Source organism: uncultured Dokdonia sp. (assembly GCF_937910895.1).
In the GTDB taxonomy this organism is placed as follows: Bacteria; Bacteroidota; Bacteroidia; order Flavobacteriales; family Flavobacteriaceae; genus Dokdonia.
This window is the reverse complement of record NZ_CALEMI010000052.1, coordinates 73,549-91,030: the sequence shown is the minus strand read 5'-3', so window position 1 is coordinate 91,030 and position 17,482 is coordinate 73,549. Positions and strand designations below refer to the sequence as shown.

Here is a 17,482-nt window from a genome sequence, read left to right as displayed (position 1 = left end):
ATATATAATCATGTATAAGTTATTAAAGAAATTAGCAGACAAAAATATCCATATCCATATTGAGAATGATAACCTTAAGATTAAATTTAATGGCGATAGCTTATCCAAAGATGTCGTTGAGGAAATCAAAAACAATAAGGAAGCATTACTAAATTATTTAAAGGGAAGTGATACAAATCAAAGCTATCAACGAATTGAAAAAGTTGTAGAAGAAGATTCATATCCAGTATCATCAGCTCAGAAGCGCTTATGGGTACTAGATCAAGTAGAAGAAGGATCTATCGCCTATAATATGCCATTTCAAGTAGCACTCAATGGCTCTTATGATTTAGAAATTCTTCAGGAAGCTATTCAAGTAACGATAGCACGTCATGAAATTCTAAGAACGGTATTTAGAGAGAATGAATTAGGAGAAATACGTCAGTGGATATTAGAGGCTTCAGAAGTAAATTTTACCATCGATTACCAAGATCTAAGAAACCTTGAAGCGACTAGTCAGGAAGATACAGTGGCTAGCTATATTCAAAAAGATACTTTCACTTCATTTGATTTAGAAAATGGACCTTTATTAAGAGTTGCTGTATTGCAACTGGCAGATGATCGTGCTGTTTTCTATTATAATATGCACCACATTATAAGTGATGGGTGGTCACTTGGAGTACTTTCTAAAGATATCTTAACAGCTTATCAGGCAATTAATGATGGAGAAGAAATTCCATTTTCAGAACTAAGAATTCAATACAAAGATTATGCTGCTTGGCAACTCGACCAATCTGAAGAATCTTCATTTAGTAAAGGAAAAGAATACTGGACAAATCAATTATCAGGTAATTTGCCAGTAGTAGATTTACCTACTTATAAAAAGAGACCTGCTCTTAAAACAAATAATGGAAAGCGACTTACAACAAGTATATCAGAAGAAACCATAACAAAACTCAACACGTTTTGTCAAGAAAGAAAAGGAAGTCTCTTTATGGGACTTGTAGCGACTATAAATGCATTGCTATATAGATATACACAACAAGAAGATCTCATCATAGGAACTCCTGTTGCAGGAAGAGATCATCCAGATTTAGAAAATCAAATAGGGTTTTATGTAAATACGTTGGCATTAAGAAACCAGGTAACAACTACAGATACTTTTGAGAGCTTATTTGAAAGTGTAAAAGAGGCTACTTTAAAAGGTTTTGAATACCAAAACTATCCTTTTAATCAACTTGTTCAGGACTTAGAACTTAAAAGAAACGTAAGTAGAAGTACAGTATTTGATATTATGCTAGTGATGCATAATATGAAAGATAAAAATACAGGAGGAGATGTGCACTCATATCAAGAAGATGTAACAGATAAAGGAATATTCTTAAGCAAGTTTGATCTAGAATTTAATTTTAGGGAAGTAGATGGTTTTATGGTTTTTGATGTCATTTATAATACAGATGTTTATGACAAAGTAGTGATTGAAGGGTTTATGAAGCACTTCAAGAAACTGCTAGAAGAAGCTTTGACATTATCAAATCAGAGTATAGATGATTTGGTATTTATCTCATCAGAAGAAAATAAATTAATAGTAGAAAATTTCAATAATACAGTTACTCCATATCCTAATGATATGACTGTACTAGATCTATTTGCATCACAAGTAGCAAATGATTCAGATAAAGTAGCTTTAGTATATGAAAATGATACAGTAACCTTTGGAGAATTAGATAAAAAATCAAATCAATTAGCAAACTATTTAGCCTCAGAAGGAGTAGAGAATACATTAATTCCTATCTGTATTGACCGTTCTTTTGAGATGGTTATTAGTATTCTAGGAATATTAAAATCAGGAAACGCTTATGTACCTGTTGATACAAAATATCCTCAAAAACGCATCGAATACATTTTAGAAGATACCGCAGCAAAATACGTGATTAGTGGAGATGCACATATATCTTTATTTGACTCTTGTACAGTGATCAATATAGATACATTTCCCTATGATGTATATGCTACAGAGACACCAGTATATAAAGTAACACCTCAACATACTGCTTATTGTATTTATACCTCAGGAACAACAGGGAATCCAAAAGGGGTGCTAAATGCGCATTCAGGATTGTTGAATAGATTGCTTTGGATGAAAGACGAGCTAGCGATTACATCATCATCGGTGATTTTACAAAAAACACCTTATGTATTTGATGTGTCTGTTTGGGAACTTACGATGCCATTATTAGCTGGATGTAGCTTAATCATGGCAAGACCAGAAGGGCACTCAGATCCAGAGTATTTACAAGAAGTGATTGCTCAGAATAAGGTGACAATTATTCATTTTGTTCCCTCTATGCTTACGGTTTTCTTAGAGTCGTTAGCAGTAGAGAAATTGGAAAGCCTTATGCATGTTGTATGTAGTGGAGAAGCATTATCTCCAGCGGTTGTTTCAAAATTTAAAAATGTATTAACAACCACACATATCCATAATTTATATGGTCCTACAGAAGCTGCCATAGATGTAACGACCATAGATTTAACTTCTGTAAATACAGATGAAGAAGGAGTAACTATTGGAAAACCAGTAGCAAACACACAACTGTATGTTGTAAACCCTTCTAATAATTTACAACCTGTTGGCGTTGTAGGGGAGTTATTAATTGGTGGGGTACAAGTATCTCAAGGATACCTTAATAAGCCAGTATTAACTGCAGAAAAGTTTATAAGAGACCGCTTTCGCGAAAGCGGAAACCTATATAAAACAGGAGATTTGGTACGATGGTTACCAGATGGAAATATAGAATACCTAGGCAGAAAAGATCATCAGGTAAAAATAAGAGGATACAGAATAGAATTAGGAGAAATAGAAAACTGTATAGAAGAAGTTTCTCAAGTAAAACAAGCCGTTGTACTAGCCAGAAAAGATGGAGAGACCAAACGCCTAGTAGCTTATGTTGTTACAGAGGGAACGCTTGATAAAGTAGAGGTTCAGAAATATTTACAGGCTAAATTACCAGAATATATGGTGCCTTCTATTTATGTTTCATTAGATCAGATTCCTTTAAGTATTAATGGAAAGGTAGACAGAAAGGCACTGCCAGATCCAGTAAATAGTGATATAAAGACCAGTGTATATGTAGCTCCAAGAACAGAGACAGAGCAAAAACTAGTACAGTTATGGCAAGAACTTTTACGAGTAGATGAGGTTGGAGTTTATGATAACTTCTTCTCATTAGGAGGAGATTCTATAGTCGCTATCCAATTAATAAGTAGAGCAAAAAAAGAAGGAATATCTTTTAAAGTAAAAGATGTTTTTGAGTACCAAACTATTGATGGATTATCACAATCAATAGGTAAAGAAGTAGCTATCATTAGTGAACAAGGTATACTAGAAGGAGCCATGGGATTATTACCAATCCATCATAACTTTTTTGAAAAAGAATATGTAGCCTATAACCATTATAATCAGTCTGTATTATTAAATATTTCAAAAGAAGTAGCGACTGATGTTATTGAACAGGCTATTGATCAAGTATACAAAAAGCATGATGCACTAAGATTACAATATGAATTAAAGGAGGATACCTATACAGGAATGTATAATTTATCTATTCCTGAAGTAGAAATAGTAACTGTAGGAGATGTTACGTCTTTTTCTGAGGAAATAACAAACATTTGCACGTCATATCAATCAAGTTTATCTATTGAGGAAGGTATTGTTTCTAAGTTTGTGTGTATAAAAACACCTTCAGAAGAAACATCTAATAGATTATTTATAACAGTACATCACCTCGCTATTGATGGCGTGTCTTGGCGTATTATTTTAAAAGACTTTTCATCGTATTTGTCTTTACTACTTGAAGGAAAAGAACTTCCTGTAGAAGAGAAGACAACGTCTTACAGACAATGGCAACAAAGCTTACAAACGTATGCATCAAGCGAGCGATTAGTATCTGAAAAATCATACTGGAAGTCTGTAGCATCAAAAGCTACCGTAATTCCGCAAGATACTCCGTATGATGGAATCACTACGCATGCAGAAAATAAGCATTATACAGTGAGTTTGTCAAAAGAACAAACACAACTTTTATTACAAGAGTCGCATCAAGCGTACGGCACAGAGATCAATGATTTATTACTAGCTGCATTAACGACAAGTTTATCTAGTTGGTCTGGCAATAATGAGATCGTCATAGGGCTAGAAGGTCACGGTAGAGAAGAGCTATTTAATGATGTAGATATTACAGAAACTGTAGGATGGTTTACTTCTTTGTATCCAGTCGCTTTAAAGAATTTTGAGAACGACTTAGAGGCTACAATTGTAGAAACAAAAGAAAATTTAAGAGCAATCCCTACTAAAGGAATTGGGTATGGAGTATTACGTTACTTATCTACAGATGAGAATATCCGTGAGGAATTATCTATAGATACAGAGCAGATTATCTTTAATTATTTAGGTCAAGTAGGTCAGGAACAAGGAGAAGATGGGGTGTTTAGTTTTTCGCCAGAAAATAAAGGCAAAGAAATAGGAGAAGCTAATCATACAGGAAGCAAAATAACAATCAACTGTATTATAGTAGATGGCGTATTAAGTCTTAGCTGGAGTTATGATGCAAATCGTTTTCATTCAGATACCATTAGTACAATTGCTACAGGGTATAAAAATGCATTAGAAGCAGTTATCTCACTTTGTACAAGTACCATCAATCAGGTATATACTCCAAATGATTATGGATTAAACGGGCTGGTAAATTATCAGGAATTAAAAACATTTAAAGAATTACCACATACCTATCCAATAGAAGATATCTATAAGCTAAGTCCATTACAAGAAGGATTACTTTTTCATAGTTTATATGGAAATGATGCAAATGCATACATATTGCAGCTAAGTTTTGATATGAAAGGAGCGTTTAATCTGGATCATTTTAAAGCAGCTTGGAATCTTGTTATAAAAAAGCATAGTATTCTTAGAACTTCCTTTTATCCAGAAACGATGGGAGTTCCTGTACAATGTGTATATACAGATATTGATCTTCCATTAACGGTAATCGATTATAGAGGACAAGAAGATGTAGCAGAAGAGATTAAGACCTACATAGATAAGGATGCAAATACACCATTTAATATGGAAGAAGCACCATTATTTAGATTAACACTAGTAAGACAATCAGAAGAAAATACAAAGCTGATTTTTACAAACCATCATATATTATCAGACGGATGGTCGTCACCTATTATTTTTGGAGAGTTTATTACCAATTACCAGTCTTTGGTACATGATGAGATTCCAGTAACCACAAATCAAAAAGATGACTACAAAGATTATATCACATATCTTTCAAAGAAAGACCGTTTTGAAACACTTTCATATTGGAAAAACCATTTAAGTAATCTAGAGTCACCAACTCTTCTGCCGTTTCTAGATGTAAGTGAAAAGCATAATACCACTTTTGGTAATACAAATATGGTATTGTCAAAAGGGAAAGATTATGTTCTTAAGCTAGAAAAATTTGCAAAAGATAATCACTTAACAATTAATACTATTGTACAAGGTATATGGTCTTATTTATTGTCGCAATACACAAATAACGAGACAGTTGCTTTTGGAACCGTTATATCAGGAAGACCAACAGAATTAAAGGAAGTAGAAACAAGAGTAGGGCTGTATATCAACACAATACCTTTGTGCACAACCTTAGACGGAAATAAAGATATCATATCTTGGTTAACACAGCTTCAGAAAGCATATACTGCCTCACGAGAGGAGTATGGACATTCTTCCCTTGCCGATATTCAAAAACAAAGTGCAGTAGGTAGAGACTTATTTGATAGTTTACTCGTCTTTGAAAATTACCCTTTAGAATCTATAAAGTCTGTTGACTCAGACCTAGGAATCGATAATATACAGATGAAGCAGCAAAATAATTATGCGTTGACCGTTTCTGTAAATCATATTTCTAATCATAACATTCACGTAACCTGTGAGTATAATTCTGAAGTATTGTCTAACACAATTGTAGAGATGATTAAAGGACATTTTGATACCATATTAGATTCGATCTTGAAATCAAGTAAAATAGACGATTTAGAATACCTTACATCTTTAGAAATAGAGAGTATTTTACAAGAGTTTAATAATATTGCACCACAAACTACCATAGATAAAGATGAAACTTTCCTTGATATATTTTATACACAAGTAGAAAAAACACCAAATGCAACTGCAATAATATTTGAAGAAAAAGAACTGACGTATAGAGAGCTAAATTCTTTGTCTAATAAGCTGGCTCATTGTTTGAAAGATGAGTATAGTATTGTATCAGGTGATTTGATTGGTATTAAATTAGATAGAAGTGAGTGGGCAGTAATTTCTATTTTGGGGGTCCTTAAATTAGGAGCCACTTATGTTCCTATAGATCCAGAATACACTTCTTCTAGAGAAGAAAATATTCTTAATGACTCTAAAGTCAAAATGGTCATCACAGAGACAAACTATATGTTTGATTTCTCTGAGTATGAAGGGACTTTATTTTCCATTGATATTGAGTTTGAATCAGATCAATATATAGATGCCATAGTTGATGTTTCGCTTTCGCGAAAAGACTTAGCTTATGTTATTTATACATCTGGATCAACAGGTAAGCCTAAAGGAGTTATGATAACTCACGGCTCTCTGATGAATTATTTGACTTGGGGGAAAAATACATACCTAGACGAAAATCAATTGTCTAATAATAACTTTGGATTATATACATCACTGTCATTTGACTTAACAGTGACCAGTTTATTTATTCCTTTAATAAGCGGAAGTACATTACACATTTTTAGTCAAGGAGAAATCTCAAAGACCTTAAAAACATATATAGAAACTGGAATATCCTGTATTAAATTAACACCTGCACATATTAGTGTATTAAAAGAATTAACAATAGATACAAATCAACTTGAAGTGGCTATTGTAGGAGGAGATGCTTTATTACAACATCATGTAGACATCTTAAGAAATATCAATCCTTCAATAAAAATTTATAATGAGTATGGTCCTACAGAAGCAACAGTAGGTTGTATGATTTATGAAGTTCCTTTTAAAGAAGAAAATATATCTATTGGTCGTCCAATTCTAAATACAGAAATATATATTATCAATTCATCAAATAAATTAGTTCCTAATGGAGTTGTTGGAGAGATTTGTATAGGAGGAGCAGGGTTAGCAAAAGGATATCTTAATCGTCCAGAATTAACGGCAGAAAGGTTTATAACACATCCCTTTAATTCTAATGAATTGATTTATAAAACAGGAGATATCGGCCGTTGGTTACCAGATGGAAATATGGAGTATTTGGGAAGAGAAGATAATCAAGTTAAAATTAGAGGATATCGTATAGAACTAGGAGAGATAGAGCAGCAACTCCTTACAAAAAATGATATTAATGATGTTTCCGTCATTGCAGTTTCTAAGGCAAATGGAGAAAAAGAACTGGCTGCCTATATTGTATTTGAAGAGTCACAAAACACAATCACAGAATTACGCAGATTTTTATTAGACAGATTACCTGCCTATATGATTCCTAATCATTTTGTAGAGTTAGAGAAAATACCATTAACAGTAAACGGAAAAGTGAATAAAAAGATGCTACCTTCAGTAGAAGGGCTCGAAGTTTCTAGTGGCGTTGAGTATATAGCTCCTCGCAATGAGATAGAAGAGGATTTAGCAACATTATGGAAAGAACATTTTGAAGTTGATCAAGTAGGTATTAAAAGCGATTACTTTCAATTAGGAGGTGATTCTATAAAAATGATTCGTTTTATAAGTGATATTAATAAACTATTTAACCTAGAGTTTCCAATAGCAACTTTTTATGAGAACCCTACTATAGAAGGAATATCATCATTTATAGCTACTCAAGAAAATAATTCTTCTTTTAGTAAAGAGCTTAAAGCGAAAATAGAAACAGCTATAGATCAATTAGAAGCATCAGTACTTAATAGTCACCCATCGGCTAGTAACATAGCAAATGTGTATCCTATGAGTGATGTACAAATGGGTATGATTCTCACAGGGCAACTAGCGAGAGAAAACAAAGAGTATGGCGTATTTCATGACCAATGGTTATTTCAAATAGGGCTAATAGATGTAGAACGTCTTACGGAAGCTATGAAGTTATTAGTACATAAACACGAGACACTAAGAACATCATATCACCTATATGACTACGATGAGCAAGTACAAATAATACATAAAGAAGTATCTGTCCATATTGGGTTTGAAGATATAAGTTCTCAGCGTAAAGAAGATAAAGAGGCACATGTTCAGAAATTCTTACAATACGAAAGAGAAGAAAACACTTTTGATGTTACTATTGCCCCTTTATGGAGAATAAACATCTTTCAGATTAATGAAACGGAGATCATTTATGCACTTCAATTCCATCATGCTTTATTAGATGGTTGGAGTGAGAAAAGTATGCGAGTTGAGCTCTTTGAAATTTATACTGCACTAGAAACTAATTCAGAAATTAAATTATCTGAATTGAAATGTAGTATGAGAGATAGTGTAGTGTCAGACCTTGTAGAATTACAAAACGAGGAAAATATTTTATACTGGAAAAATAAAGTAGCGGGACATAAACGATTAGAAATTTTTACAGAAGAGTATATAGACATTCAAAGATCAAAAGCATATAGCAAAGATTTTTCAAAAGCTATTTTAGAAAAATGTAAAGAAGATGGGATAACACCTAAGTCATTATTCTTTAGTGGTTATCTATACATTCTTAGTATGCTTTCTTTTGAAAAAGATATAACACTTGGAATGGTAGCGCATCGTCGTCCTATGATAGAAGATGGAGACAAGTTATTAGGATGTTTTCTAAACTCTGTCCCTTTTAGATATGATATGAAATCTTCTATGAAAGGGTCTTGGTTAGAGTATGTAAAATCTATTGAATCAGATCTTAATGAATTAAAAGGAAAAGATAGATTCTCTCTAAATAGTATTGCAGATCTAGCAGGAGAAAAATCTCAAAAAAATCCATTTTTTGATGTACTATTTAATTATGTAGATTTTCATATACTTAATGAATTATATGATAATGAAGATTTTCAACTACAAGAATCTACCACTGAAGCCGAAGATTTTTCCTTTGACGATTTTGAAAGAACAAATACATTTCTTGATCTTACATTAAGTGTTACAAGAGACGATATCTCTATTACATTTACTCAAAATAGAATGCTTAAGTCTGGAATAAAAGTAGAAGATTTGATAACATATTATGATAATTTCTTACATGCTTATATATATGACAGTGACGCTATAATTAAGGCTTCAAATATTATTTCTAAAGAAGAAAAACAAATACTCCTTCATGATTTTAACGCTACTGATATAGCCTATTCAAATTATGACACTTTGATAGATGTATTTGAAAAGCAAGTCAACATTACTCCAGATGCTACTGCAATTGTATATCTTGATAAAGAATTGACGTATGAACAACTGAATGAATTGTCAAATCGTTTTGCTCAATATTTAGTAAAAGATTACGATATAAAAAAGAATGATCTGGTAGGAGTAAAGGTCGAAAGAAATGAGTGGACTTTAGTAACTATTCTAGGGATTTTAAAATCTGGAGGTGCATACGTGCCAATTGATCCAAAGTATCCAGCATCTAGAATTGAATTTATAGAAAACGATAGTCAATGTAAATTATGTGTTGATGATCATATCGTTTCCAAATTTATATCTGAGAAGGATAATTATTCTAAAAACAAACTACATATAGAGAGGAGTTCTAGTGATTTAGCATATGTAATATATACATCTGGATCTACAGGAAACCCTAAAGGTGTTATGGTAGCTAATAAGAGTATCCTTAATACAATCCTATCTCAAATAGATGCTTTTGATTTAAGGAGCAAAAGGAGAAATTTACAATTCGCATCTTTTTCTTTTGATGCTTCTATTTGGGAGAGCTTTATAACATTATTGTCAGGGTCAAGTCTTTATATTGTTAGTGAAGAAATGCGTAATAATCCACGATTATTAGAAACATATATCCAAGATAATGATATAGATATAGCTACACTACCTCCTGCATATCTTAAATTAATGGATATTAGTAAACTTGCAAGTATAACAACTATGATTACCGCAGGAGAAGCTCCAATATATGATAGTGTAAAAGAATATTTAGCATTAGGCTCAGGATTTTATTACAATGCTTACGGTCCCACAGAAGTAAGCATCTGTGGTTCTACATATTGTATTTCTAATGCAGATATGCTAAAAGATAGGATAGTACCTATAGGAATACCTATACCTAATGCACAAGTTTATATCCTTGACACAATAAATCATATGTTACCAACAGGTGTAATAGGAGAAATTTGTATAGGAGGACAAGGTCTTGCTAAAGGTTATTTAAATAGACCAGAGTTAACCTCTGAGAAGTTTATAGTTAATCCATTTCATGAAAATGAGCGTTTGTATAAAACGGGAGATCTAGGAAAATGGTTGCCAGATGGTAATTTAGAATTTCATGGAAGAAAAGATGATCAAGTTAAAATTAGAGGGCATAGAATTGAGTTAGGTGAAGTTGAAAATCAATTACTGGAAAAAGAAGAGATTACAGAAGCAGTTGCTCTGGTCTCTGAAAATGCAGACGCTGACAAACAACTAATTATATACTATGTGTCAGATAAGAAAGAAGTGATTTCTGAATTACGAGATTACCTGTCAAATAAGTTGCCTCTCTATATGCTACCAGAAGTCTATATTCAAATGGATAAAATGCCATTAACTCCTAATGGCAAAATTGATAAGAAAGCGCTTATTAGCTTAGATGAATTTCAGCCTATGTCAGGAGTAGAATATGTGGCTCCAAGTAATGAAATAGAAGAGAAGCTAGCTTTGATTTGGAGCGAGGTCTTGAAGAAAGATAAAGTAGGAATCAAAGACTCCTTTTTTGAGATGGGAGGAAATAGCTTAAAAGCTATTCAGATTACTTCGAGAATTCGAAAAGAATTCAACTGTACTATTGATGTTGCAGCATTATATCATAATGCTACTATCGAAGGTGTAAAGATTCAAATAGAAAATTCTACATGGATAAATGATCAGTTAGAGGTCAAAGAAGAAGATGTAGAAACATTTTCTTTCTAAAAGTGATTTAACTTTTTAATCCCTACAACACACACATCATCCTATTTTTAGAATGATGTGTGTATTTTCTTGTGTAATACAAGAATTCCAAGAAAAATATTAAAATTAATTTAACATAACAGTTTGTATTATGATAGATACGTTAATAAATAAGTTAAGAATTTTAGATGTAAAAATGGATATCATCAATGATAGATTAGATGTTCAAGCTCCTAAAGGTGTTATAGATACTTCTTTAATAGAAGAAATTAAATTAAATAAGGACGCACTTATTGATTTTGTAAAAGTATATAAGTCTGATACTACTACTTATTTAAATATACAATCAATAGATAAACAAAAAAATTATCCATTGTCATCAGCGCAACGTCGTTTATGGATTTTAAGTCAATTTGAAGATCAATCTATAGCGTATAATATACCCTCTCAAACTGTGTTGACAGGAGGTTGTGATATACAAAAATTTGAGAAAGCAATTAATAGTGTTATTGAAAGACATGAAATTTTACGTACTGTTTTTAAAGAAGAAAAAAATGGTGAAGTAAGACAGATGATATTACCAGTAGAAGAATTTGATTTTTCAATTAGTCATGAGAATTTTAGTGATGTTTCTGACAAAGAATTCAAAATACAAGAGTATATAAGTAGAGATTCAAAGATCGCTTTTGATCTTGAAAATGGACCCCTATTAAGAGTAGCAATTTTGAAAGCTTCTGAAGATACTTTTGTGTTTTATTATAACATGCATCATATAATTAGTGATGGTTGGTCAATGAAAGTTTTAACCAATGATATATTAGATTATTATGAAGCCTATTGTTCAAACACAATTCCAAAATTGGCTCCTTTAAGGATTCAATATAAAGATTACGCAGCTTGGCAGCAACAACAATTAGCAGACAAAGTATCAAAAAAGCATAGTGAATATTGGTTAAATCAATTTTCAACAGAAATACCATTATTAGATTTACCTTCTCAAAAGAAACGCCCACTAATAAATACTAGTAATGGGTGGAGCTTGGAGACTATTATTTCAAAAGAATTGACAAGTAATTTGAAGAAGTTTTGTCAAGAAAAAGAGGGAAGTCTTTTTATCGGTTTATTAGCAATAATCAATACTTTATTTTCTAGATATACATCTCAAAATGACTTTGTGATAGGAAGCCCTACTGCAGGAAGGGATCATATAGAATTAGAAAATCAAATAGGTTTTTATGTGAATACAATTGCATTAAGAAATGAAGTATTACAAGAAGAAAGTTTTGAAGAATTATTTTATAAAATTAAGAATAATACTTTTAAAGCGTATGAACATCAACAATATCCATTTGACCGCCTTGTGGAAGATCTCAATTTAAAAAGAGATAATAGTCGAAATCCCATCTTTGATGTCATGGTTGTTTTACAAAATATAGTAACCATCGAAAGTGGAAAGGGAATTAATATAGAAAATTTAAATGCAATTATAGATCATAAAGAAACTGTAAGCAAGTATGATCTTTGTTTTACGTTTGAAGAAATAGGTGAATATCTCTCAGTGGAAGTCACATTCAATACAGATATATATGTAAAAGAAACGATAGAGCAATTCTTAATTCATTTCAAATGTATCCTTAATGATATCTTAAAAGATCCTAAAGAAAAAATTAGAAATCTAAATTATCTTTCAGATTCTGAAGAAAAAGAACTTTTAATTACGTTTAACGAAACCAAAGTATCATTTCCAACTAATAAATCAATAATTGAACTATTTGAAGATCAGGTAAACAAAACTCCAGATGCAATAGCTATTATCAATAATGATAATGAATTGACATATAAGAATCTACATGATCTCTCAGATAAGTATGCAAGTTATTTATCTAACGTATTAGGTATAAAAAGTGATGACAAAGTAATTGTCTCATTATCACATGACTATCAGTTGATGGCTGTGTTATTAGCAATTAAAAAAGTAGGAGCAATCTATATTCCTATTGATCCTAATACTCCACGTGAAAGAATACAATATATAGAAAAGGATAGTAAAAGTATAGGATCTATAAATCAAGAGACTTTAACTCAAATGAATTTATATGAGTTTATGTCTAATATTATAAGTCCATCAAAGAAAAGCGATATAGAGTTTATTATTTATACTTCTGGATCAACAGGAATGCCTAAAGGTGTTTTATTAAAGTCAAGTAGTGTTAATAATCGATTACATTGGATGTGGAAAAATTATCCATTTCAAGACAATGAAGTATGTTGTGCAAAAACGTCTATAGGATTTGTAGATCACATTTGGGAATTTTATGGACCCTTGTTAAAAGGAATTCCTTTAGTTTTTTATAAAAAAGAAGAAATCCTTTCTATTCAAAAATTTGCAGATAACTTACATAAAGATAAGGTGTCTAGAATAGTTCTTGTTCCCTCTCTATTAAGAGAATTGATAAAGCATCCAGAATTATGTAGAGAAAAACTTCAAAATTTAAATCTTTGGATTAGTAGTGGAGAAGCATTAAAGAAAAGCGATGTTGAAAAATTTTATAACAGTTTGCGTAGTAGTAATGTGAGACTGTTAAATATTTATGGTTCAACCGAGGTAACAGCAGATGCTACATACTATGACACCTATAATGAATATAATAAATTTAAGAAGTTCAATCTATTTGATTGTTCTATGAAAAATGAAATTGAACAACTAATAACTACTCATGATAATTCAAATAAGATTATTTCAGATTCATTTGATAATCTTATAAAACAAGAACATTTTAAGAATGTAGACTTTAACTCCCAATTAAATGTAGAAGAATATATTAAATTTTTAAAGTCAGATCTATTGCCTAATGTAGTAAATGTAGGGGTTCCGTCTTATGTAGGACACATGACAAGTTTAATCCCTAATATATTTAGAGAGCTTAATTCTTTAGTTACCATACTAAATCAAAATCAAGTTAAAATTGAAACCTCTATGATTTCTACATTGGTAGAAAAGCAAGTAATAGGAATTTTCCATAATCTGATATATAAAAATGAAGAAGCTTTTTATAAAAAATATGTTCAGGCACCAGATGATGCTTTAGGAGTAATTACCAATGGAGGCACCATGTCCAATATTATGGCTCTTAACTACACACTTAATAATTTATTAAAAGCTACAGACGGATTTGATGGTATCTCTAAAGAGGGGCTTATTAAAGCATTAGATTTTTATGGATATCAAGATGTTGTTTTATTGGGGTCTAGATGGTGTCACTATTCTTTTGGGAAAGCACTAAAGTTATTAGGCTTAGGCACAAAATCTTTTGTAGAGCTAGATTATGAAAATAAGGATGTAGCAACGATAAGAGAAGAAATAACAAGTTTAGTAAAAACTCTTAGAGATAATAAAACACTTGTTTTAGGAATCGTAGGAATTGCAGGAACAACAGAGTCAGGTAATATAGACCCTTTAGTAACAATAGGAGAGATCGCAAAAGAACAGAACATACATTATCATGTAGATGCTGCTTTTGGAGGTAGTTTTATGATGGATGATCAGATAGCTAAAAAACTAGATGGTATTCAATTAGCTAATTCTGTTTCCGTATGTGCTCATAAACAATTATATATCCCAATAGGATTAAGTATTTGTCTATTTAAAGACCCTTCTTTTGTTGAATCTTCAGAGAATAATACCCATTATCAAGCAAGAAAAGGTAGTTATGATTTAGGGAAATATACAGTTGAAGGATCACGTAATTTTATGTGTTTACTCTTACACGCAGCATTTAAAATTTTTGGAAAAAATGGTTTTGCTCAAGTAATAAGATATAATTACAATACGGCTCAAGAATTCGCAAGACTTATTAATGAAGACCCATCTTTTAGGCTATTATATAAACCAGATTTAAACATTGTTTTATATAGATATATACCTTTAAACTATAGAAATAAAGAGGTCTTTACAGATAATGAGTTAGAAGTTATAAATGAACTAAATCGTAAGATACAACAAGAACAATTTAAGAGAGGTAACACATTTGTTTCTTATACACAAATCAAAAAAACTGAAAACATTATTAGAAACCTTGTTTTTAGAACAGTATTTATGAATCCTTATACCACTATTGAGGATTTAAAAATAATGCTTGAAGAACAAAAGGAAATCGCAGCTTCAATAGAAAGTATAAAGTATTCTAGCAATATAGTAACTACAAGTGACAATATCTTGATTGGGAAACCTATCGGAAATGTAAAGGTATATATACTGGATAATTATTTAAACATTCTTCCAGTAGGTGTAACAGGAGAGATATGTATCAGTGGTGAGTGTGTTTCAGCAGGATATATTAACGAAAGCGAAGACATAACAAATAAGTTTGTAGAGAGCCCATTTGTTAAAGGTGAGAAACTTTATAAGACAGGAGATATAGGTAGAAGATGGACCGATGGTAATATAGAATATGTTGGTAGAAAAGATGATATGGTGAAAATATTTGGTAATCGAGTAGAGCTAGGAGAAATAGAATATCAATTACAATCTTATAAAAATATCAAAGAATCGGTCGTTCTAGCAAAAGAGTTTGAAACTGGAGAAACAAAAATTATTACATATATAGTAGCCGATGAAAAGCAAGATATTGCTTCTATTAGAGAGTATCTCTTAAAAAGATTACCGACATATATGATTCCATCTTATTTTATTCAATTGGATGAAATTCCACTCACATCTAATGGTAAAGTAAATAAGACAATATTGTCTAAAATTGATATTACAGAAACAGATAATGGAATAGAGTTTATCGCTCCAAGAAATAGCCTAGAAAAAGAAATAGTCTCTTTATGTAAAAAAGTTCTCCAGAGAGAACGGGTGAGTCTAAAAGACAATTTTTATGATATAGGGGGTGATTCTATAAAATTAATCCAGTTATTATTTGAGTTAAAAAGTATAGGCTTTGATATAAAAGCAGAGCACTTGCTTACTGCTACAGATATAGAAGCAATAACAGTATTACTTGCTAATACAGAAAGAGAGCTAACTACAAATAAGAAACTAGATTTTTGTGAATATGATGCTCTCTTAAGTAAGAATTGGAAAGTAGGAGATAGAATTCAAATATCTGAAAACCAAAGGTACATGATGAGGTATGAGGATTCTCAAGCAATTTTAGGTCCCTTTACGATTCCTTCTAGTACTAAAGAAGAGTTAGATCTTCACTTTAGAGGCTTTCTTGCTCGTTTTCCAGAACTTCATTTACAATTTATACAGGAAGGAGATGAAATATATCAAGAATATTTAGCACTAGATAAATTGGCATTACATATTGATTATAAGAATGTTGATATTTCTAATACTATTTTAGTAAAAGAATACATAAATAAAGTATCAGAAAGAGAATATGATTTTTTCAAAGGTGAATTGATACGGCTATTTGTACTTAAAGATTCAAAAAATATCAAAGAAGATATATTAGTCGTAACAATAAGCCATGCCTTAGGAGATTTACACACGGATCTCGTATTCAATGTCGCATTAGAAGAATTTATAAGTAAAGGAGTTTTGCCTACAAGGAGAAAACATGTTTCTAATTTCCATTATAGTAGTTGGCAGCAAAAATATCTAACATCTACACAAGGAATTAAATCTCGTGATTTTTGGTTGGACTACCTTGGTGATATACCAGTATTAGATGTTCAAAAAAGTAAAAAGAATAATGTAAACAAAGGGATTAAACAAACAATGCTAATAGACACATCAGAAATCAAAGATATTGAAAGGTTGTCTAAAAAACTGAGAGTGCCTGTAGCTGGTTTATTCATGGCTTATCATCAAGTTCTATTACAAGAGTGCTCTAACAACAAGTCAAGTATACAATTAGTTTTAGTAAACGGCAGAGAATCTTTTACAGATGTTTTTGATACTTCAAGTGTTTTAGGAGTTGTTAATAATGTTATACCCATAAAACTTGCTAAGAATACAGGTGCTGATTTATGCAGTACTGTACAATTAGAATATTTAAATGCACGTCAACACCAATCTATTCCTTATGAAACTATTCGGAAAGATGTTTTAACACAAACAACTATAGATATAGACTCTTATAAGAAGGGATTTATAAATATAAAACAAATGGAAGGTGTTTTTAGAGAAGGCGAATTTCAGAATTTCAGTATAGTCGATTGTAAGCTCAAAAGAGATCTTTATTTGGATCTAAGTTGTGTCATAAAGAAGAATGGAATTCAACTTGAATTGATGTGTGATAAAAAAATCTATGATAAGTATAAAAAGAGCTTATTCAATGTAAAAGATTTTATACCAAATATGATTCGAAAATTATCGCATTAGTGTGAGTAATCTACAGTTTTGAAAAAAGT

The 17,482-nt window shown here is 31.3% G+C and carries 2 protein-coding genes; both read left to right on the top strand.

Annotated features, from left to right (window positions below; all coding sequences use genetic code 11):
• Positions 1 to 10 precede the first annotated feature (10 nt).
• Complete coding sequence (locus Q0505_RS06805) at positions 11 to 11,140, top strand: non-ribosomal peptide synthetase (protein WP_299210491.1); 11,130 nt, start codon at positions 11 to 13, stop codon at positions 11,138 to 11,140.
• A gap of 130 nt (positions 11,141 to 11,270) precedes the next feature.
• Complete coding sequence (locus Q0505_RS06800) at positions 11,271 to 17,453, top strand: condensation domain-containing protein (RefSeq protein ID WP_299210489.1); 6,183 nt, start codon at positions 11,271 to 11,273, stop codon at positions 17,451 to 17,453.
• The last annotated feature ends 29 nt before the right edge of the window (positions 17,454 to 17,482 follow it).

Bases quoted from the DNA above. Each gene is read 5' to 3' on its own strand.
- Q0505_RS06805 (WP_299210491.1), top strand. From the start codon at position 11: ATGTATAAGTTATTAAAGAAATTAGCAGACAAAAATATCCATATCCAT.
- Q0505_RS06800 (WP_299210489.1), top strand. From the start codon at position 11,271: ATGATAGATACGTTAATAAATAAGTTAAGAATTTTAGATGTAAAAATG.